The following is a 19,200-nucleotide window of genomic DNA, read 5'->3' on the forward strand; positions in this document are numbered from 1 at the left end:
CGGCACCTCCGCCGACCTGCGAACCGCCCGTGCCGACCAACTCGCCGTCCTCCATGCCGCTCACGCCGTCATCGCCGCTGCGAGCCCGCGCCGGACCGAGCCGAACCCGTCACTGCGACCCGCGAACCCGCCAGTGCGATCCGCGAACCCGCCGCTGCGGTCCGTGCCCTTGCCGCAGCGGTTCGCGAACCCGTCACTGCGATTCGAGACGACGCCACCGCAATTCGAGACGACGCTGCCGCGATGCGCGACCACGCCGCTGCGCCGCGGGCCACGAGAGGTCAGGCTGCGGGCAGGCGCCGGACCGGGCCGCACCCGCGCCTCCGGTGAGCGGCCGCCGGGCTGCAGAGTGCTCATGCCACGCCTGCCAGGGACAGTGCCTCCCGGACGATCGCCGAGGTCGCGGGCACGTCGGTCATCCACAGCGGCCGGGCACGGACGGTCAGGCCGGGCACCTCGGCGCCGGCGTCGGTCTCGTCGACCAGCCAGCCGTCGAGGACGCCGCCGGCCGTGCGGGCGCCGAACAGGGCGCCGACGCCGGTGGGGCTGCACTCGACGCCCATCACCGCGAGGCACTTGTCGGCCATGCCGCGCACCGGGGCGGTGCCGATGATCGGGGACACCCCGACGACCGGAGCGGTGCCGGTGGCGACCGCCTCGCGGACCGCGGGGACGGCCAGGATCGGCGCGATGGAGACGATCGGGTTGCTCGGGGCGACCAGCACGACGTCGGCGGCGGCGAGGGCCTCCAGCACACCCGCGGCGGGCTTGGCGGTCTCGGCGCCCACGAACACGAACCGGGACGTCGGGATCTCCGCCCGGTGACGGATCCACCACTCCTGGAAGTGGATCGCGCGGCTGGCGCCGTCGACCTCGACGACCGCGTGCGTCTCGACCCGGTCGTCGCTGGCCGGGAGCATCCGGATGCCGGGCTTCCAGCGGTCGCACAGCGCCTCGGTCACCGCCGACAGCGGATAGCCCGCGTCGAGCATCCGGGTGCGCACCAGGTGGGTCGCGATGTCCTTGTCGCCGAGGCCGAACCAGGTCGGCTCCGCGCCATAGGCGGCGAGCTCCTCCTTGACGGTCCACGTCTCGCCGACGCGTCCCCAGCCGCGCTCCGGGTCGGCGCCGCCGCCGAGCGTGTACATGACGCTGTCGAGGTCGGGGCAGATCCGCAACCCGTGCAGGGTCACGTCGTCGCCGACGTTGACCACCGCGGTGACCTCCGCGCCCAACTCCTGCCCCACCGCGCGCACCCCGAGAAGGAAGCGCGCGCCGCCGATGCCACCGGCCAGAACCACGATCCGCATGTCACCCATCCTGCCTGACGGGTACGACAGTTCCGGTCTCCGGGCGGTGCCGTCCACGCACGCGAATTTTCCGTTCGAGGACTAGGCTGCGAGCGACCTGTCGCGTGACCGCTAGATCTTGGGGAGAGCCAGTGAGCACCCAGCCACCCGATCCGACCTCCTCGGCGGCGCCGCACCCGGCCTACGCCGCCGGACCGGCCACCTCGTCGTTCCAGCCTCAGCCACAGCCGCAGGGCGCTCACGCCCCGGCCCCCGTGGCGGCACCGGTCGACGTGAAGAAGGCCCGTGCGCTCACCATGCCCTATCGCGAGCTGGCGGCGTTCGTGCTGCTCGGCGTCGCCGGGGCGTTCCTGCTCGCCGGGTTCATCGCACTGCTGACCACGCTGACGGACCAGTTCCTGAACAACGCCGGCGGTGCGTTCAGCGCGTTCGTCTCGATCGAGACGGTGGCGCTGCCGATCCTCGCGGTGCTGCTCGCGACCCACCTCGACCCGGTCGTGCCGAAGGCGAAGCTCATCGTCCTCATCGCATTGATCGAGTACGCGGTCGCGGCGCTGTTCGGTCTCGTCATGCTGCTCGCCAGCCTGATCGGCGACCTGCGCGGCGAAGGGGTGCCGATGGGGCCCGTCCTCGCGGTCTTCCTGACCCGGCTCGGCACGCTCTCACTGCTCGGTCTCGGCCTGTTCCTGGTCATCCGGGTCTACCTCGGCGCCTACGCGCCCCCGAAGCCGCCCCCGGGCGTCTACGGCCAGCCGGCGTACCCGTACGGGCCGCAGCAGGGCTACCAGTATCCCCAGCAGCAGCAGTACGCGCAGCACACCGGCTACCAGCAGCAGCCCGGCGCGGCCCCGCAGCAGGCGTACCAGCAGCAGCCGGGCTACCCGCAGCAGCAGCCGGTGACCGGCGCCTGGACGAACCCGGCGACCACCGGCACCGGGCAGGTCGTCCCCGCCGCGCAGCAGCAGGCGTACGCCACGCAGCCGATCAACTACCCTGCGGCACAGGCGTCGGGTGCCCCCGTGCCCGCCTCCGGTGCCCCAGCACCCGGCTACAACCAGCAGGCGGCGGCCGCACCCGGCTACAACCCGCAGGCGGCGGCGCAGCCCTACAACCCGGCGGCGTCCGGTGCTCCCGCGTTCAACGCGCAGGCGACAGGTGCTCCCGCGTTCACGGCTCCGGCGTCCGGCGCTCCCGCGTACACCCCGCAGCCCGCCGCCGAGACGACCGGGTCGGCGGAGCCGGTGTCCGCGGCACCCGCGTCGACGCCGCCGCTGAGCTCGCCGTTCGCGACGTACACGGCACCCGCGGCCACCCAGCCGGTCTCGGCGCCTCCGGTCACCCCGCCGGTCTCGGCGCCCCCGGCCGGATCCGCCACCGACGGCGGGGTGACGCCTCCGGGTGGTTTTGCGGCGGCCGGCTGGCCGGGCGGGTCCTCGACCCACCCGACCTCAGGTGCCGCGACGGGCGCCCCGGCCGTGGAGCAGCCGGTCGAGGAGACCGGCGACGGCGCCGCGTCACCATTCGGCAAGACCGGCGCGTTCCCCGCGGAGACGACGGCGCAGACGCAGGCCGGCGCCGACGCGGAGCCGGAGACCCAGGCGGCCCCGGTCAGCATCGCGAAGGCCGACGCCGACCCGGACGCCACCGCCGCCTACACCCAGGTGAGCGCGGCCCAGCCGGCCGGGGAGCAGGCCACGGACGCCCCGGCGCACACGGCCGACGCGAACGTCACCGAGGCACACCCGGTGGTGGCCGACCCGGACGCCACGACGGTGTTCACCCCGGCCGGTCACGACGCATCGGATGGCCAGGGAGCATCGGGCGGCCACGCAGCACCCGCCGCCCAGGATGACCCCGACGCGACCACGGCGTTCACGGCCCCGGCCACCGGGCACGGCACCGAGCAGACCGCCCAGCACGGCACCGACGACGACGGCGACGACACCCAGCGCACCCAGGTGATCCCGCCGAAGTCCTGACCAGCGCCGAGGCAAGGCCAGCGCCGAGGCAAGGCCAGCGCCGAGGCAAGGCCAGCGCCGAGGCAAGATCAGCGCGCCGAGGCAAGGCCGGCGCCGAGGCGAGACCAGCGTCAAACAAGGCCGGCGCCGGGGCGAGAGCAACAGGCATCAGCGCCGGACACAGAGGCGAACACCACGGGCACCCGTCGAACCGCGGCGGGTGCCCGTGGTCGTAAGGAGAACAGTCACATCGGGTGTGCGGGCACATCGGCCCGGCGGCGGCCTACGCTGCAATGCGTGACGTCTGTAGTCAGAGGTACCGAGGGCAACGCCATGCGCCGGGCGTTGCGCCGTGCGGCGGACGGCCGTGCACTCGACGTGACCGAGGCCGCCGTGCTGCTCACCGCCCGGGACCAGGCCCTCGACGATCTGCTCGCCATCGCGGGTGCGGTCCGCGACGCGGGCCTCGCCGACGCCGGAAGGCCGGGCGTCGTCACGTATTCCAGGAAGGTCTTCATCCCGCTGACCCGGCTGTGCCGGGACCGGTGTCATTACTGCACGTTCGCGACGGTGCCGCACCGGCTGCCGAGCGAGTATCTGGAGATCGACGAGGTCCTGGCCATCGCCCGGGAGGGCGCCGCGCAGGGCTGCAAGGAGGCGCTGTTCACCCTCGGCGACCGCCCGGAGGACCGCTGGGAGCAGGCGAAGCGCTGGCTCGACGAGCGCGGCTACGACTCGACCCTGGACTACCTGCGGGCCTGTGCGATCGCGGTGCTGGAGGAGACGGGCCTGCTGCCGCACCTGAACCCCGGCGTGCTGTCGTGGGCGGAGCTGCAGCGGTTGAAGCCGGTCGCGCCGAGCATGGGCATGATGCTGGAGACGACCGCGACCCGCCTGTGGTCGGAGCCGGGCGGCGCGCACTACGGCTCGCCGGACAAGGAGCCCGCGGTGCGGCTGCGGGTCCTGGAGGATGCGGGCCGGGTCGGGGTGCCGTTCACGACGGGCATCCTGATCGGCATCGGCGAGACGATCGAGGAGCGCGCCGAGTCGCTGTTCGCGATCCGGAAGGCCATGCGCGAGTTCGGCCACATCCAGGAGGTCATCGTCCAGAACTTCCGCGCGAAGCCGGACACGGCGATGCGCGGCATGCCCGACGCGGAGCTGCACGAGCTGGCCGCGACGGTGGCGGTGGCCCGGCTGGTGCTGGGCCCGAAGGCCCGGATCCAGGCCCCGCCGAACCTCATCGACGATGAGCACGGCCTGCTGCTGCGCGCCGGCATCGACGACTGGGGCGGCGTCTCACCCGTCACCCCGGACCACGTCAACCCCGAACGCCCCTGGCCGGCAATTGCCGATTTGTCCGAAAAATCGGAGCAAAACGGATTCACCCTCAAAGAGCGGCTCACCATCTACCCCGAGTACGCCAAGCGGGGCGTCCCCTGGCTCGACGCAAGGCTCGTCGCCCACGTCGAGGCCCTCATGGACGCCGGGACCGGCCTCGCCAAGGAGCACACGAAGCCGGCCGGCCTGCCCTGGCAGGAGCCCGACGGCGGCATCGAGAGCAGCGGCCGCACCGACCTGCACGAGACCATCGACACCGACGGGCGCACGGACGACCGCCGCGGCGACTTCGACGCCGTCTACGGCGACTGGCAGGAGGTCGCCACCAGAGTCGTCACCACGACGACCACGCATCTCGACAGCGAGGTCCACAGTGGACTCAAGCTGGCCGGGAGCGACCCTGCCAAATTGCTGCTGCCGCGGTACGAGGCCGAGGCGCTCGCATTGTTCAATGTGGACGGTGCCGGCCTGGAGGCGCTCACGCGGATCGCCGACGACCTGCGTCGGGACGCCGTCGGCGACGACATCACCTACGTGATCAACCGCAACATCAACTTCTCGAACGTCTGCTACGTCGGCTGCCGGTTCTGCGCGTTCGCCCAGCGGGAGCGCGACGCGGACGCCTACCGGCTGTCCTACGAGGAGGTCGCCGACCGTGCCGAGGAGGCCTGGCACGCCGGCGCCGGCGAGGTCTGCATGCAGGGTGGCATCGACCCGAAGCTGCCCGTCGGTGCGTACGCCGAGCTCGTGCGCGCGATCAAGGCCAGGGTCCCGGGCATGCACGTCCATGCGTTCAGCCCGATGGAGATAGTGACCGCCGCCTCGAAGGCCGGGGTGTCGATCCGCGACTGGCTCAGCCAGTTGAAGGAGGCGGGCCTGGACACGATCCCCGGCACCGCCGCGGAGATTCTCGACGACGAGGTCCGCTGGGTGCTCACCAAGGGCAAGCTGCCGACGTCGGCGTGGGTGGAGGTGGTGACCACGGCGCACGAGCTGGGCATCCGGTCCAGCTCCACCATGATGTACGGCCACGTCGACCACCCCGGCCACTGGCTCGGCCACTTCCGGGTGCTCGCCGGCATCCAGGACCGCACGGGCGGCTTCACCGAGTTCGTGGCGCTGCCGTTCGTCCATCACAGTGCGCCGATCTACCTCGCCGGCATCGCCCGGCCGGGCCCGACGTGGCGCGACAACCGGGCCGTGCACGCGATGGCGCGGATCCTGCTGCACACCAGGATCGACAACATCCAGTGCTCATGGGTGAAGCTCGGCGACGAGGGGACCGTGGCGATGCTCAACGGCGGCGCGAACGACATCGGCGGCACCCTGATGGAGGAGACCATCTCCCGGATGGCGGGCTCGGAGCACGGCTCGGCGCGCACCAGGGAGGAGCTGGAGGCGATCGGGAAGGCCGCCGGCCGCCCGGTGCGCCAGCGCACCACCACCTACGGTGAGGTCGCGGCCCGGACGTAGGACGCCGTGGGTGAGCGCCGGCGGGTGAACTTCCGGCGCCCGCACCCCGGGAACAGGCAACGCGGGCAGCGCCCCGGAAGCGGGCAGCGCGCCGGTCGTGGGCACCATCGCCACGACCGCGACAAGGCCGCCGAGCACGACGATCCGCAGCAGCCGCCGGCGTGGCCAGACGACTGCGAGGATCAGCGCGCCACCGGCGACCTTGAACGGGTGGGTGCGGACCTGGACGACGGGCCAGCCGATGTGCGGCACGATGAGGCGGACCGGCCCGACCACCTGTCTTCGCTCGACCGGGCGCGTGTCGGGCCGCAGGTTGGCGTCGCCCTTGACCGTGAACGTGCCGTCCTCCGCCTGGCCGACGACCCGGTGCGTGACCAGGCCGCGAGGGTCGGAGTAGGTGACGATCTCATAGACGGCAAGGGATGTCGCTTCCGGATCGACGAGGATCAGATCCCCGGCGTGCAGCGCCGGCGACATCGACTCCGACGTGACCACATAGGGCTTCCAGCCGAGACCGACGATGCCGACCGTGAACAGCGCGACGCTCACCGCGGCGCCGAGCAGCAGCCGCCTGATCACGACGGTACCGCGAGTCGAGCCACCGCCGTGCCGAACTCCAGGTTTCCCCGCACATCGGCGTATTTCGGCCGGCACCCGGGGCGCTTGAGCAAACTCGCCGAGAGTCTTCCGGCGCGTCCGGCGTGTCGCCCGTTACCTCCGGCGGGGCTTGCTCGGTATGGGTACGGCACGGGGTGCAAGCGATCGCCCGAGCGGGCCTATTTATCAGGTTCGGCTTGACGACGCACGCATTACACGCGTGTAATTTCACGGGGGATGTTCGAGGAGGTGACCGAAAGTTGGCCATCTTTCGGACATAAAGAACACCGCGCCGAGGAACAGCAACCTTGTAGGACATGCGCCTTCCGCGTGGGGGGTTGCGCCGGCATCGTCGCCGGTGCGCAAGAAGGAGGCACGCTGATGGACGGCCGACCAGTCGTGGCCGACCTGCTGGGTAACGCTCCGGAGTGGCAAGAACGCGCCTTGTGCTCGCAGACCGACCCGGAGGCATTCTTTCCGGAGAAGGGTGGGTCCACCCGCGAGGCCAAGCGCATCTGCTCGCGCTGCGAGGTCCGGGCGGACTGCCTGGAGTACGCGCTGGGGCACGACGAGCGCTTCGGGATTTGGGGTGGGCTCTCGGAACGGGAGCGTCGCAAGCTCAAACGACGCGCTGCCTAGCAGGTCGCAGGTTTGTGAGGGGTTCCGGCCGCGAGGCCGGGACCCCTTATGCGTCTGGTGGGATGACCCGCAGGTGACCGCGGCGGCCCTGCTGGTGCGGATAGTTGCCGGGGTCCTCCTTGTGCGGCGCGGGCCGCGCGGCCTCGCGGACCGCCTCGGCGAGCGCGACCAGATCGTCGTTGGACGGCGGCGGCGGACCGTATTCACCCTCGTGCCGGACCAGGTCCCAGCCTCGGGGCGCGGTCAGGCCGCGCGCGTGGGATTCGCACAGGTCATAGGAGTGCGGCTCGGCGAATGCGGCCAGTGGACCGACAACTGCGGTCGATTCGGCATAAATGTACGTCAACGTCGCAACGGGCTGTCGGGGGCATCCGTTGCGCGAGCATCGACGTGGGGTCCTCACGGCCGAACCGTATCGCCCCGTGGGCCCGAGCCCAACCCCGAAGCCTTTCGACACGCCGTGGTGACCACGCCGACACGCCCGACCGGTTGACGAGCGGCACCCCGAAGTGGCATGGACGATCGCGAGGTGGCGCCGAAACGCTGCCGTGATGGTTGTGGCGCTACGCTGGCAGCGTGGCGAGCCCCGATCGACGACGCAGCGGACCGGGCCGGCGTGGCCGCGACCGGCACGGTCGGGGGCTGCGCGGCAGGCTGGTGCCCGCCTCGTTGCCGATGTCCCGCACCCGCGCGGAGATGTTCGACGACCTGGTCCTGGACTCCGTCGAGCAGCTGGAGCAGCGCTTCGCCAACGAGCTGGCCGGTGTCGAGTTCGCCGTCGAGGACGTCCCGCCGGACCTGAACGTCTACGACTCCGACGTCCTGGAGGACGGCGAGGTGCCGCTGGCGCGGCTGCTGCCGGGCCGCCCCGGCCGCCATGGCGTGCCGCCGCGGATCGTGCTGTACCGCCGGCCGCTGGAGTTCCGGGCCGCCGACCACGACGACCTCGCCGACCTCGTCCACGACGTGATCCTGGAGCAGGTCGCCAACCTCCTCGGCGTGGCACCCGAGGACCTGGAGCCGTAGGTCAGCCACCGAGCACCCGCGCCATCAGTGCGGCCCGCCGCGACGGCCGGCCGGTGCGCGACTCCGACGCGTCCGCGCCGGTCATCACCCGCAGACTGGTGTTCACACCCAGCCACCGCAACGGCTCCGGCTCCCACCTCGGCGAGCGGTGCCCCACCCAGGGAAGGCGGACCAGCGCGGAGTCCTGTTTGCGGATCAGGTCGGCGAGGGTACGCCCGGCGAGGTTGGACGTGCCGACACCGTCGCCGACGTAGCCGCCCGCCCACGCCAGTCCCGTGACGGGGTCGAGGCCGACGGACGCCATCCAGTCCCGGGCGATGCCGAGCGGCCCGCCCCACGTGTGACCGACCTCGACGGCGCCGAGCGCCGGGAACAGCTCGCCCAGGACCCGGCGCAGCTCCGCGAACACCCGGGGCGACGCGTCGAACGACGGCGCGACCGCCGACCCGAAGTGGTACGGCGCGCCCCGCCCCCCGAACGCGAGCCGGTCGTCGGCGGTGCGCTGCCCGTAGATGATGAGATGCCGGTGATCGGAGAACGTCTCGCGCCGCGCCAGCCCGGCCGAGGCCCAGAAGGAGGCCGGCAGCGGCTCCGTCGCGATCATCAGCGAGTAGACCGGCGCGATCGTCCGGCGCAGCCCCGGCAGCCGGGGCGTGAACCCCTCGGTGGCCCGCACCACGATCGGCGCCCGCACCGTCCCGTGTGGAGTGTCCGCGCACCCGGCGGTGATGGCGGTGACGGGGGTCCGTTCATACAGCCGCACCCCGAGCCGCTCGACCGTGGCGGCCAGCCCGCGCACCAGTTTGGCCGGCTGGATCGCCGCGCAGTGCGGCGTGTACGTGGCGCCGAGCACGTCGCTGGCCCCGACCCGTGAAGACGCCTCGGCCGAGGACAGCAGGCGTAGGTCGATCCCGAGCTCCTGCGCCTCGGCGACCTCGTGCCGCGCGCGATCCAGCTGTACCGCCGACCGGGCGAGGACGACGGTGCCGCCCTTGGCGTAGTCACAATCGATGCCCTCGTCGGCCGCGACCCGCCCGACCTCGTCCACTGTGGACTCCATCGCGGCGTTCAGGGCCAGGGCGGCGGGCAGCCCATGGGTGCGGGCGAGCGCGGGAACGGACTTGGGGAACAGCGCCGAGCACCAGCCCCCGTTGCGGCCGCTCGCCCCGAACCCCGCGGTCTCCGCCTCCAGCACCACGATCCGCAGCGCGGGGTCGGCCTTGGCGAGGTAGTACGCCGTCCACAGCCCCGTGTACCCGGCGCCGACGATGGCGACATCGGCATCGGCGTCGCCGGGTAGCGGGGCGCGCGGCGGAACCGGAGGGAGCGCGGACATCCAGAAACTCACGACAGCTCCTCCTCGCACTCGATCGGTTCGCCGCGTTCAACGCGGAACGGCACTACCCCTGTCCACACGTCGAATCCCGCGTCCTCGGGGGAAGTGCCCGGCGGCCCGTCGCTCACCTTCACCGACACTTCGTCCAGGGAGAGTGCGAGGACCAGGGTGGCGGCCAGCTCCTTGCGTGACGGCGGCCGGACGACGGCCCACCGTCCCGGGATGATGTGCTCGCTGACCGCCTCCAGGGCCGGCAGCTTGTCCTCGACGACCGTGCAGGTGCCGAGGACCATCACGGACCGGTAGTGCATGGAGGTCTCGAACGCGCTGCGGGCCAGGACCAGGCCGTCCAGGAGCGTCACGGTGAAGCAGCACGGCGCGCCGTCGGCCAGCAGGCGGAACAGGCGGCTGCCGGTGGAGCCGTGGAAGAGGACCGACGAGCCGGACCGGCCGTACGCGACGGGAATCGCATACGGCTGTCCATCGTGGACGATCGCGACCTGGGCGACCGTCCCCGCGTCGAGAATGCCGTGCAGCACGGCCGGATCGTCCACCTGCAGCTCGGGCAGGCGGCGGACCCGTGTGCGGTCTACAGGCGCGCCCATGCCTCGGTCAGCACCGAACGCAGGATCTGCTCGATCTCGATGAAGTGGCTCTCGCCGCAGTTCAGCGGCGGGGCCAGCTGGATCACCGGGTCGCCACGGTCGTCGGCGCGGCAGTAGAGCCCGGCGTCGAAGAGGGCCTTGGACAGGAAGCCGCGCAGCAGCGCCTCGGACTCCTCGTCGTTGAAGGTCTCCTTGGTCGCCTTGTCCTTCACCAGCTCGATGCCGAAGAAGTAGCCGTCGCCGCGGACGTCGCCGACGATCGGCAGGTCGTACAGGCGCTCCAGGTAGGACCGGAACAGCGGCGAGTTGTCCCGCACGTGCCCGTTGAGGTCCTCGCGCTCGAAGATGTCGAGGTTGGCCAGGGCGACCGCGGATCCGACGGGGTGACCGCCGTAGGTGATGCCGTGGGCGAACCAGTTGGCCCCCTCCAGGAACGGCTCGGCGAGCCGGTCGGAGGCGAGCATCGCGCCGAGCGGCACGTAACCGGAGGTGAGGCCCTTCGCGACGGTGATGATGTCCGGCTGGTAGCCGAACCGCTTGGCGCCGAAGTACTCACCGAGCCGGCCGAACGCGCAGATGACCTCGTCGGAGACGAGCAGCACGTCATAGCGGTCGCAGATCTCCCGGACCCGCTGGAAGTAGCCGGGCGGCGGCGGGAAGCAGCCGCCGGCGTTCTGCACCGGCTCCAGGTAGACGGCGGCGACGGTCTCCGGGCCCTCGAACTCGATCGCCTCGGCGATGCGGTCCGCGGCCCAGATGCCGAACTGCTCCTCCGTCATCGACTGGTCGGGCCGGCGGTAGAAGTTGGTGTTGGGCACCCGGAACGCGCCCGGCACGAGCGGCTCGAACTCCTGCTTGAGCACCGGGATGCCGGTGATCGACAGGGCGCCCATCGACGTGCCGTGGTAGGCGATCGAGCGGGACAGCACCTTGGTCTTCATCGGCTTGCCGGTGCGCTTGAAGTAGGAGCGGGCCAGCTTCCACGCGCTCTCGACGGCCTCGGAGCCGCCGGTGGTGAAGAAGACCCGGTTCAGGTCCCCTGGGGTGAGGTCGGCGAGCCGGTCGGCGAGCTCGATCGCCTTCGGGTGCCCATAGGACCACAGCGGGAAATACGCCAGCTCCGACGCCTGCTTGGCGGCGGCGTCGGCGAGCTCCTGCCGGCCGTGGCCGGTCTGCACCACGAACAGCCCGGACAAGCCGTCGAGGTAGCGCTTGCCGTTGCTGTCGTAGATGTAGGGCCCGTCGCCGCGGACGATCACCGGAATCGGCGCCTCGGCGTAGGCCGAGAGGCGGGTGAAGTGCATCCAGAGGTGGTCGCGCGCGGCCTGGTCGAGGCGCGCGGCGTCGGGCTGCTGGTCGGTCATCGGGTCCCCCACGCATAGGTCTGCTTGGCGAGTTTGAGATAGACGAAGGTCTCCGTGGCGGTGACGCCAGGGATGCTCCGGATCGTGTCGTTGAGAAGGTTGAGCAGGTGCTCGTCGTCGGTGCAGACGAGCTCGACGAGCAGGTCGTAGCCCCCGGCGCAGATCACCACGTAGTCGATCTCCGGCACTGCGGCGAGAGCCTTGGCCACCGGCCTGAGATCCCCCTCGACCTTGAGTCCGATCATCACCTGCCGGGCGAAACCCAGGGTCAGTGGATCAGTCACCGCCACGATCTGCATGACCCCGGTGTCCAGCAGCCGCTGCACGCGCTGCCGGACCGCCGCCTCCGACAGGCCGACGACCTTGGCCAGGGAGGCATAGGACATGCGACCATCGCGCTGCAGCTGCTCGATGATCCGCTTGTTGACGTCGTCGAGGACGGGCTCGGTCACGTGTGGATTCTTGCCCAAGACCCCGCTGTTGGCAACTAATTCCATAGCCTGGAAACGAGGTATCTGCGGATTCGTGATCCCACCGGAAGCGGTAGTCGTTCGGGACCGTATTTCACCGGGGTGACGGCCGTAACCTCAGTTTGACCATATGGCGCTTTTCGTTGTGCGGCTCGATCGTGACAACGGAATCCCTTGTCTGTGATGGCACCTCGTGTCAGGATCGGTCGTCGGTTACCGCCCCCCGTGTGTGCCGGCTCGAGATCCGTAGGAGCCCTCGTGCGAAACCCCTCTCGCCCGCCGCTCTCTCCCGAAGCGGCCGCCGTCCTCAATGCCACCGGCCTGTCGCGCCGGACCCTGATGCGTGGTCTGTTCGCCGGTGGTGCCTTCATCGCGACGGGTGGCGCCCTCGCCGCATGCGGCACGAAGCCCGCGAAGAAGACCGAGGCGGAGAAGGCGGCGTGCACCGCCACCGACGTCTCGGCGACCGAGAAGAAGCTCAACTTCTCCAACTGGCCCCTGTACGTCGACGTCGACGAGAAGGACGAGTCGAAGCGCCCGACGCTCGACGCGTTCACCGCGAAGACCGGCATCGCCGTCACGTACAACGAAGACGTCAACGACAACAACGAGTTCTTCGGCAAGGTGCGCAACCAGCTGCAGGCGTGCCAGTCGATCGACCGCGACATCATGGTGCTCACCGACTGGATGGCGTCCCGCGTCGTCGGGCTCGGCTGGGTGCAGCAGTTCGACAACACCAAGACGCCGAACTTCACCAAGAACGCCCTCGCGACCCTGCGCAACCGGCCGTGGGACAAGGACATGAAGTTCGCCGCGCCGTGGCAGTCCGGGCTCACCGGCATTGCCTACAACGCGAAGGTGACCAAAGAGGTCCGCACCATCGACGAGCTGCTCACCCGCGCCGACCTCAAGGGCAAGGTGGCCGTGCTCTCCGAGATGCGCGACACCGTCGGGCTGATCCTCATGTCGCAGGGCAAGGACCCGGGCACCGTGACGGACGCCGAGTTCGACGCCGCGCTGGACAAGCTGAAGAAGGCCGTCGACTCCGGCCAGATCCGCAAGTTCACCGGCAACGACTACAAGGAAGACCTGAACAAGGGCGACCTCGCGGCCTGCATCGCCTGGTCCGGCGACGTGATCCAGCTCAGCGCCGAGAACGAGGACGTCAAGTTCGTCACGCCCGAGTCGGGCCTGATGCTGTGGTCGGACAACATCCTGATCCCGTCGACGGCGACCCACAAGGGCAACGTCGAGCAGCTCATCGACTACTACTACGACCCGAAGGTCGCGGCGGAGCTGGCGGCGTACGTCAACTACATCTGCCCCGTCCAGGGCGCGCAGGACGAGATGCAGAAGCTCGACCCGGACCTGGCCAGCAACCCGCTGATCTTCCCGGACGCGGCCACCCTCGCCAAGACCAAGAGCTTCAAGGCCCTGACCGAGGAAGAGGACAAGAAGTACTCGGCCAAGTTCGAAGCGATCTCGGGGGCCTGATACATGTCCGAGCAGCGAGACGGTGACAGCGGTGCTGACCTCAACCTGGTCAGCGTGACGAAGTCGTTCGGCGCCTTCACGGCCGTCGACGATCTCAGCCTCACGGTGCCCCAGGGGTCGTTCTTCGCCCTCCTCGGCGCCTCCGGCTGCGGCAAGACCACGACCCTGCGGATGATCGCCGGGCTCGAGGAGCCGACGACCGGCCGTATCCTGCTCGGCGACCAGGACGTGACCCGGCTGCGGCCCTACAAGCGTCCCGTCAACACGGTGTTCCAGAGCTACGCGCTCTTCCCGCACCTGAACATTGCCGACAACGTCGCGTTCGGCCTGCGCCGGCGCGGCGTCAAGGGTGTCGCCGACCAGGTGGAGCAGATGCTCCACCTGGTCGACCTGGACGGCTTCGGCAAGCGCAAGCCGGCCCAGCTCTCCGGCGGCCAGCAGCAGCGCGTCGCCCTCGCCCGGGCACTGATCAACCACCCGCAGGTGCTGCTGCTCGACGAGCCGCTCGGCGCCCTGGACCTCAAGCTGCGCCGGCAGATGCAGGTCGAGCTCAAGCGGATCCAGACCGAGGTCGGCATCACCTTCGTGCACGTGACCCACGACCAGGAGGAGGCCATGACCATGGCCGACACGGTCGCGGTCATGAACGCCGGCAAGATCGAGCAGCTGGGCAGCCCGGTGGAGATGTACGACTTCCCCGGCACCGCCTTCGTCGCCAACTTCCTCGGCCAGTCGAACCTCTTCGCCGGCACCGTCACCGGCCGCTCCGGCGACGACGTCCTCGTCGAGGCGCACGGCGCCCGCTTCTCACTGCCCGCGACCCGTAGCAGTGCGGACACCGGCTCGGTGTGGCTCGGGGTGCGGCCGGAGAAGATGCACCTGGCGGCAGGACTGGACAAGGTGCCGTCCGGGCACCAGTCGGTCACCGGCATCGTCACCGATTCCTCGTATGTCGGCGTCAGCACGCAGTACCTGGTGCGGCCCGCATGGGGCGACGAGCTCACGGTGTTCGTTCCCAACTCCGGCGTCGCCGCCCCGCAGCCGGTGGCCAGCGAGGTGACCGTGCACTGGCGCCCCGAGCACGCGTTCCTGCTGTCGCGTCCCGAAGGGCAGACGGTGGCACCCGTGGTGGACGCCGAGGCGTTGGCATGAGCGGCCCGGAGCGTAGCGGAGGAGCTGCGAATCAGGGGTGCAGTTTTGGCTCAGGCCGACGCCGGAGCGCAGCGGAGGTGGCGGCATGAGCGGCCCGGAGCGTAGCGGAGGAGCTGCGAATCAGGGGTGCAGTTTTGGCTCAGGCCGACGCCGGAGCGCAGCGGAGGTGGCGGCATGAGCGCGCTCGGGCACGTCGGAGGCGCCACCGGTACACCGGCGAAGCTCGAACAGCCGAGGAAGCGCTGGCTGCCATATCTGCTGCTGCTCCCCGGCGGCCTGTGGCTGGTCCTGTTCTTCGCGGTGCCGGCGATCCAGCTCTTCGCCACCAGCCTCTACGATCCGAGCGGGTCCCTCGAAGAGGGCTACGCGATGACGTGGCAGTTCAGCAACTACACCGACGCGGCGAGCGAATACCTGCCGCACTTCATGCGCTCGCTCGGCTACGCGGCCGTCACCACCGTCATCTGCCTGCTTTTGGGCTACCCCCTCGCCTACGCGATCGCGCTCAAGGGCGGCCGGTGGAAGAACCTGCTGCTGATCTGCGTGATCGCCCCGTTCTTCACCAGCTTCCTGATCCGCACCCTGGCGTGGAAGGTCATCCTGTCGGACAACGGCTGGGTCGTGACGACGCTCAACGCGCTGCACGTGCCGCTGCCCGACGACCGGCTCCTGGCCACCACCCCGGCCGTCATCGCCGGCCTGGTCTACAACTTCCTGCCGTTCATGGTGCTGCCGCTGTACGCCAGCCTGGAGAAGCTCGACCCGCGCCTGCTCGAGGCCGCCGGCGACCTGTACGCCCGGCCGGTCGCCCGCTTCACCAGGGTCGCGCTGCCGCTGTCGATGCCCGGCGTCGTGGCCGGCACGCTGCTCACGTTCATCCCCGCGGCGGGCGACTACATCAACGCGCAGCTGCTCGGCACCAACCGGCAGTACATGATCGGCAACGTCATCCAGTCGAAGTTCCTGAGGGTCGGCGACTACCCGAGCGCCGCCGCGCTGTCGTTCACGCTCATGGCGGCGATCCTGGTCCTGGTCTTCGTCTACGTGCGGCGCGCCGGAACGGATGAGGTGCTCTGATGCTGCATCGCCTACGCCGCTACGTCGCCGACCGCTGGGTCATGGCGATCGGCCTGCTCGTGCTGGTGTACCTGTTCGTCCCGATCGGGGTCGTCGCCGCGATGTCGTTCCGCGACGCCGGCCGCAACGCGCCCTACACCCTGGAGAACTACAAGTTCACCTGGGCGCACTGGGCCGACCCGTTCGGCGCCGCCGGGATCGGGCACGCGTTCTGGCTCAGCATCGCCATCGCCGGGCTCGCCACCCTCGGCGCCGTCATCCTCGGCACGCTCATGTCCTTCGCCCTCGCCCGGCACACGTTCCGCGGCCGGGCCGCGACCAACACGCTGATCTTCCTGCCGATGGCGACCCCCGAGATCGTCATGGGTTCCTCGCTGCTGGCGCTGTTCGTCGCCTCCGGCGTGCAGCTGGGCTTCTGGACGATCGTCATCGCCCACGTCATGTTCTGCCTGTCGTTCGTGGTCGTCACCGTCAAGGCCCGGCTCGCGGGGCTCGACCCGCGGCTGCAGGAGGCCGCGATGGACCTCTACGCCAACGAGACGCAGACGTTCCTGCGGGTCACGCTGCCCCTGGTGATGCCCGGCATCGTGGCGGCGGCGCTGCTGTCGTTCTCGCTGTCCTTCGACGACTTCATCGTCACCAACTTCAACTCCGGCAGCGTCGTCACGTTCCCCATGTTCGTCTGGGGCGCCTCGCAGCGGGGCATCCCGCCGCAGATCAACGTGATCGGCACCGCCATGTTCGTGATCTCCTTCCTGGTCGTGCTCATCGGCCAGATCCCCAACATGCGGCGTCGGAAGGCCTAACGCATGCGACTGCTCATCGTCGGCGCCGGCGGCGTCGGCTCCGCCGCCGTGCGCATCCTCGCCCGCCGCGACTTCTTCGAGGCCTGCGTCGTCGCCGACTACTCCCTTCCGCGGGCCCAGGCGGCCGTGGTGGACGCGCGGTTCACCGCGGTCCAGGTCGACGCCTCCTCCGCCGCCGCCGTCGAGGGCCTGTGCCGCGAGCACCGCATCACGCACGTGCTCAACGCCGTCGACCCGCGCTTCGTCATGCCGATCTTCGAGGGGGCCTTCGCCGCCGGCGCGCACTACCTGGACATGGCCATGTCGCTGTCGAAGCCGCACGCCGAACGGCCCTACGAGGAGACCGGGGTGAAGCTCGGCGACGAGCAGTTCGCCGCCGCCGGGCAGTGGGAGGTCTCCGACCGGCTCGCCCTCGTCGGGATCGGCGTCGAGCCGGGCCTGTCCGACGTCTTCGCCCGGTACGCCGCCGACGAGCTCTTCGCCGAGGTGCACGAGATCGGCGTCCGCGACGGCGCGAACCTGGTGGTCGAGGGCTACGACTTCGCGCCGTCCTTCTCCATCTGGACGACGATCGAGGAGTGCCTGAACCCGCCGGTCATCTGGGAGCGGGACCGCGGCTGGTACACCACGGCGCCGTTCTCCGAGCCGGAGGTGTTCGACTTCCCCGAGGGCATCGGCCCGGTCGAGTGCGTCAACGTGGAGCACGAGGAGGTCCTGCTGATCCCGCGCTGGGTCGCCAGCAACCGGGTCACCTTCAAGTACGGCCTCGGCGACGAGTTCATCGACGTGCTCAAGACCCTGCACAAGCTCGGCCTCGACTCGACCCGTCGGGTCAGGGTCGGTGGCGTCGAGGTCGCGCCCCGGGACGTGGTCGCCGCCTGCCTGCCCGACCCGGCCGGCCTCGGCGACCGCATGCACGGCAAGACCTGCGCGGGCACCCTCGTCACCGGCCTCGGCAAAGACGGTTCGCCGCGCAGCACCTACCTGTACCACGTCGTGGACAACGCCTGGTCGATGGCCGAGTACGGCTCCCAGGCCGTCGTGTGGCAGACCGCGATCAACCCGGTGGTGGCCCTGGAGCTCCTGGCGAGCGGCGCCTGGCAGGGCCGCGGTGTGCTCGGCCCGGAGGCGCTGCCGCCGAAGCCGTTCCTGGAGTTGCTCACCGCGTACGGCTCGCCGTGGGGGATGCAGGAGAAATGACGCGATACGGGCCCATGTACGGCCCCGACATCACGTTCCTCGGGGTGCCGCCCTGTGACCTCACGGAACTCCCGGACGCGGACGTGGTCATCATCGGCGCGCCGTTCGACGGCGGCACCTCGCACCGCCCCGGCACCCGCTTCGGCCCCGGTGCGATCCGGCAGGCCTGCTACCTCGCCCACGACGGCTCCCGCCCGTCGCTGGCCCTGCGCGTCGACCCGCTGCAGGACCTGCGCGTGTACGACGCCGGCGACGTCGAGATGTTCTCCGGCGACGCCGCGGGCTCGGTGCGCAAACTCGAGGAGGCGGTGTACGCGGTGGCCGCCACCGGCGCGATCCCGGTGATCCTCGGCGGCGACCACACCATCGCCTGGCCCGACGCGACCGGCGTGGCCCGGCAGCTCGGCTACGGCCGGGTCTCCCTGGTCCACTTCGATGCCCACGCCGACACCGGCGACACCGAGTTCGGCTCCCTGGTCGGGCACGGCCAGCCGATGCGCCGCCTCATCGAGTCCGGCGCCGTGCGCGGCGACCGCTTCCTGCAGCTGGGCCTGCGCGGGTACTGGCCGGGGCCCGCCACGCTCGACTGGATGGCGCAGCAGCGGATGCGGTCCTACGAGATGACCGAGATCGTCGCCCGGGGCCTCGACGAGTGCCTGTCCGAGGCGTTCACTATCGCGACCGACGACTGCGACGGGGTCTTCCTGTCCGTCGACGTCGACGTCGTCGACCCCGGCATGGCCCCCGGCACCGGCACCCCGGAGCCGGGCGGCCTCACCTCGCGGCAGCTGCTCGACGCGGTCCGGCGCTGCTGCTACGAGCTGCCGGTCGTCGGCGTCGACGTGGTCGAGGTGTCGCCACCGTACGACCACGCCGAGATCACCGCGTACCTTGCCAACCGCGTCGTCCTCGAAGCGCTGTCCGCCATCGCCAGGCGCCGCCGGGGCGACCCCTGGGACCCCCGCCAGCCCCTACTCCAGGGCCGCTAGCTCAGCGGAGGTCAGCAGGCGGGAACGGATCAGGAAGCGGACGCCCTCCGGCGCCTCCAGGGAGAAGCCGGAGCCGCGGCCCGGGACGACGTCCACCGTCAGGTGGGTGTGCTTCCACAGCTCGAACTGCGACCTCGACATCCAGAACGTGACCGGCTCGGCGACGCCGTCGATCCGCAGCGACTCCAGCAGGACGTCGGAGGAGCCGGTGCGGAACTCGCCCTCCAGGTAACACATGGGGGAGCTGCCGTCGCAGCAGCCGCCGGACTGGTGGAACATCAGCGGGCCGTGGGCGCCCCGCAGCGACCGGATGAGCTCGGCCGCCGCGGGGGTGACATCGACACGGGACGGGCCGCGGGTCAT

General features: G+C 70.7%; 18 protein-coding genes and 1 pseudogene. 10 read left to right on the forward strand and 9 right to left on the reverse strand.

All coding sequences use genetic code 11. The features are described 5' to 3' along the window. Positions 1-60: 60 nt before the first annotated feature. A complete protein-coding gene (locus OHA72_RS14435) occupies positions 61-357 on the reverse strand; it encodes a hypothetical protein (protein ID WP_327008335.1) in 297 nt (98 codons plus the stop codon). Beyond that, complete coding sequence (gene cofD, locus OHA72_RS14440; protein WP_327008336.1) at positions 354-1,310, reverse strand: 2-phospho-L-lactate transferase; 957 nt, start codon at positions 1,308-1,310, stop codon at positions 354-356. Before cofD ends, OHA72_RS14435 begins: the two co-directional genes overlap by 4 nt. Before the next feature lie 131 nt (positions 1,311-1,441). On the opposite strand from cofD, the gene OHA72_RS14445 reads away from it, so the two are divergent. Together OHA72_RS14445 and OHA72_RS14450 are read left to right on the forward strand one after the other, a co-directional pair. Beyond that, the gene (locus OHA72_RS14445; protein WP_327008337.1) at positions 1,442-3,289 is read left to right on the forward strand and encodes a hypothetical protein; all 1,848 of its coding nucleotides are present in this window, start codon (positions 1,442-1,444) and stop codon (positions 3,287-3,289) included. Between the two features lie 312 nt (positions 3,290-3,601). Further along, the gene (locus OHA72_RS14450; protein ID WP_327011560.1) at positions 3,602-6,082 is read left to right on the forward strand and encodes a bifunctional FO biosynthesis protein CofGH; all 2,481 of its coding nucleotides are present in this window, start codon (positions 3,602-3,604) and stop codon (positions 6,080-6,082) included. A gap of 255 nt (positions 6,083-6,337) precedes the next feature. Here OHA72_RS14450 and OHA72_RS14455 read toward each other — a convergent pair. Continuing rightward, positions 6,338-6,736, reverse strand: a pseudogene (locus OHA72_RS14455) (signal peptidase I); the annotation flags it as partial. Positions 6,737-7,060: 324 nt separating this feature from the next. On the opposite strand from OHA72_RS14455, the gene OHA72_RS14460 reads away from it, so the two are divergent. Then, positions 7,061-7,318, forward strand: coding sequence for a WhiB family transcriptional regulator (locus OHA72_RS14460; protein WP_033364663.1), 258 nt, complete (start codon positions 7,061-7,063; stop codon positions 7,316-7,318). Between the two features lie 46 nt (positions 7,319-7,364). On the opposite strand, the gene OHA72_RS14465 is transcribed toward OHA72_RS14460, so the two are convergent. Beyond that, positions 7,365-7,721 carry a DUF3499 domain-containing protein gene (locus OHA72_RS14465; protein ID WP_327008338.1) on the reverse strand — a complete coding sequence of 119 codons (357 nt, stop codon included), beginning with the start codon at positions 7,719-7,721 and terminating at the stop codon, positions 7,365-7,367. Positions 7,722-7,894: 173 nt separating this feature from the next. Between OHA72_RS14465 and OHA72_RS14470 the strand changes: the two genes are divergently transcribed. After that, complete coding sequence (locus OHA72_RS14470) at positions 7,895-8,344, forward strand: metallopeptidase family protein (protein ID WP_033364641.1); 450 nt, start codon at positions 7,895-7,897, stop codon at positions 8,342-8,344. A gap of 1 nt (position 8,345) precedes the next feature. Here OHA72_RS14470 and OHA72_RS14475 read toward each other — a convergent pair whose 3' ends face one another. Genes OHA72_RS14475 through OHA72_RS14490 form a run of 4 tightly spaced genes read right to left on the reverse strand, consistent with a single transcriptional unit; the run spans position 8,346 to position 12,146 of the window. Further along, the gene (locus tag OHA72_RS14475) at positions 8,346-9,680 is read right to left on the reverse strand and encodes an NAD(P)/FAD-dependent oxidoreductase (RefSeq protein WP_327011561.1); all 1,335 of its coding nucleotides are present in this window, start codon (positions 9,678-9,680) and stop codon (positions 8,346-8,348) included. A gap of 8 nt (positions 9,681-9,688) precedes the next feature. Continuing rightward, positions 9,689-10,285 (reverse strand): pyridoxamine 5'-phosphate oxidase family protein, encoded by a 597-nt coding sequence (locus OHA72_RS14480; protein ID WP_327008339.1) that lies wholly within the window; start codon positions 10,283-10,285, stop codon positions 9,689-9,691. After that, a complete protein-coding gene (locus OHA72_RS14485) occupies positions 10,270-11,649 on the reverse strand; it encodes an aspartate aminotransferase family protein (protein ID WP_327011562.1) in 1,380 nt (459 codons plus the stop codon). Before OHA72_RS14485 ends, OHA72_RS14480 begins: the two co-directional genes overlap by 16 nt. Further along, positions 11,646-12,146, reverse strand: coding sequence for an Lrp/AsnC family transcriptional regulator (locus OHA72_RS14490; RefSeq protein WP_327008340.1), 501 nt, complete (start codon positions 12,144-12,146; stop codon positions 11,646-11,648). The genes OHA72_RS14485 and OHA72_RS14490 overlap by 4 nt, the downstream gene beginning before the upstream one ends. Before the next feature lie 231 nt (positions 12,147-12,377). On the opposite strand from OHA72_RS14490, the gene OHA72_RS14495 reads away from it, so the two are divergent. From OHA72_RS14495 to speB, 6 genes are all read left to right on the forward strand, one after another. Then, complete coding sequence (locus OHA72_RS14495) at positions 12,378-13,613, forward strand: polyamine ABC transporter substrate-binding protein (protein ID WP_327008341.1); 1,236 nt, start codon at positions 12,378-12,380, stop codon at positions 13,611-13,613. A 3-nt stretch (positions 13,614-13,616) separates the two neighbouring features. Continuing rightward, positions 13,617-14,765: an ABC transporter ATP-binding protein gene (locus OHA72_RS14500; protein WP_327008342.1), complete on the forward strand. Its 1,149-nt coding sequence runs from the start codon at positions 13,617-13,619 to the stop codon at positions 14,763-14,765. Positions 14,766-14,939: 174 nt separating this feature from the next. Further along, positions 14,940-15,842, forward strand: coding sequence for an ABC transporter permease (locus OHA72_RS14505; RefSeq protein WP_327008343.1), 903 nt, complete (start codon positions 14,940-14,942; stop codon positions 15,840-15,842). Then, positions 15,842-16,648, forward strand: coding sequence for an ABC transporter permease (locus OHA72_RS14510; RefSeq protein WP_327008344.1), 807 nt, complete (start codon positions 15,842-15,844; stop codon positions 16,646-16,648). The genes OHA72_RS14505 and OHA72_RS14510 overlap by 1 nt, the downstream gene beginning before the upstream one ends. A gap of 3 nt (positions 16,649-16,651) precedes the next feature. Then, complete coding sequence (locus tag OHA72_RS14515) at positions 16,652-17,848, forward strand: saccharopine dehydrogenase family protein (RefSeq protein WP_327008345.1); 1,197 nt, start codon at positions 16,652-16,654, stop codon at positions 17,846-17,848. Continuing rightward, positions 17,845-18,837, forward strand: coding sequence for an agmatinase (speB, locus tag OHA72_RS14520; RefSeq protein ID WP_327008346.1), 993 nt, complete (start codon positions 17,845-17,847; stop codon positions 18,835-18,837). The genes OHA72_RS14515 and speB overlap by 4 nt, the downstream gene beginning before the upstream one ends. On the opposite strand, the gene OHA72_RS14525 is transcribed toward speB, so the two are convergent. Continuing rightward, positions 18,820-19,200 carry a DUF779 domain-containing protein gene (locus OHA72_RS14525; protein ID WP_327008347.1) on the reverse strand — a complete coding sequence of 127 codons (381 nt, stop codon included), beginning with the start codon at positions 19,198-19,200 and terminating at the stop codon, positions 18,820-18,822. The two genes, speB and OHA72_RS14525, sit on opposite strands and share 18 nt — an antisense overlap.

Origin of the sequence: Dactylosporangium sp. NBC_01737 (assembly GCF_035963215.1) — a bacterium.
Lineage (GTDB): Bacteria > Actinomycetota > Actinomycetes > Mycobacteriales > Micromonosporaceae > Dactylosporangium.

What these genes read in the sequence shown, in the direction of transcription:
- OHA72_RS14435 (WP_327008335.1), bottom strand. Translation starts at nt 357, where the DNA reads ATGAGCACTCTGCAGCCCGGCGGCCGCTCACCGGAGGCGCGGGTGCGG.
- cofD (WP_327008336.1), bottom strand. Translation starts at nt 1,310, where the DNA reads ATGCGGATCGTGGTTCTGGCCGGTGGCATCGGCGGCGCGCGCTTCCTT.
- OHA72_RS14475 (WP_327011561.1), bottom strand. Translation starts at nt 9,680, where the DNA reads ATGTCCGCGCTCCCTCCGGTTCCGCCGCGCGCCCCGCTACCCGGCGAC.
- OHA72_RS14485 (WP_327011562.1), bottom strand. Translation starts at nt 11,649, where the DNA reads ATGACCGACCAGCAGCCCGACGCCGCGCGCCTCGACCAGGCCGCGCGC.
- OHA72_RS14490 (WP_327008340.1), bottom strand. Translation starts at nt 12,146, where the DNA reads ATGGAATTAGTTGCCAACAGCGGGGTCTTGGGCAAGAATCCACACGTG.
- OHA72_RS14525 (WP_327008347.1), bottom strand. Translation starts at nt 19,200, where the DNA reads ATGACCCGCGGCCCGTCCCGTGTCGATGTCACCCCCGCGGCGGCCGAG.
- OHA72_RS14480 (WP_327008339.1), bottom strand. Translation starts at nt 10,285, where the DNA reads ATGGGCGCGCCTGTAGACCGCACACGGGTCCGCCGCCTGCCCGAGCTG.
- OHA72_RS14515 (WP_327008345.1), top strand. Translation starts at nt 16,652, where the DNA reads ATGCGACTGCTCATCGTCGGCGCCGGCGGCGTCGGCTCCGCCGCCGTG.
- OHA72_RS14510 (WP_327008344.1), top strand. Translation starts at nt 15,842, where the DNA reads ATGCTGCATCGCCTACGCCGCTACGTCGCCGACCGCTGGGTCATGGCG.
- OHA72_RS14505 (WP_327008343.1), top strand. Translation starts at nt 14,940, where the DNA reads ATGAGCGCGCTCGGGCACGTCGGAGGCGCCACCGGTACACCGGCGAAG.
- OHA72_RS14460 (WP_033364663.1), top strand. Translation starts at nt 7,061, where the DNA reads ATGGACGGCCGACCAGTCGTGGCCGACCTGCTGGGTAACGCTCCGGAG.
- OHA72_RS14450 (WP_327011560.1), top strand. Translation starts at nt 3,602, where the DNA reads ATGCGCCGGGCGTTGCGCCGTGCGGCGGACGGCCGTGCACTCGACGTG.
- OHA72_RS14500 (WP_327008342.1), top strand. Translation starts at nt 13,617, where the DNA reads ATGTCCGAGCAGCGAGACGGTGACAGCGGTGCTGACCTCAACCTGGTC.
- speB (WP_327008346.1), top strand. Translation starts at nt 17,845, where the DNA reads ATGACGCGATACGGGCCCATGTACGGCCCCGACATCACGTTCCTCGGG.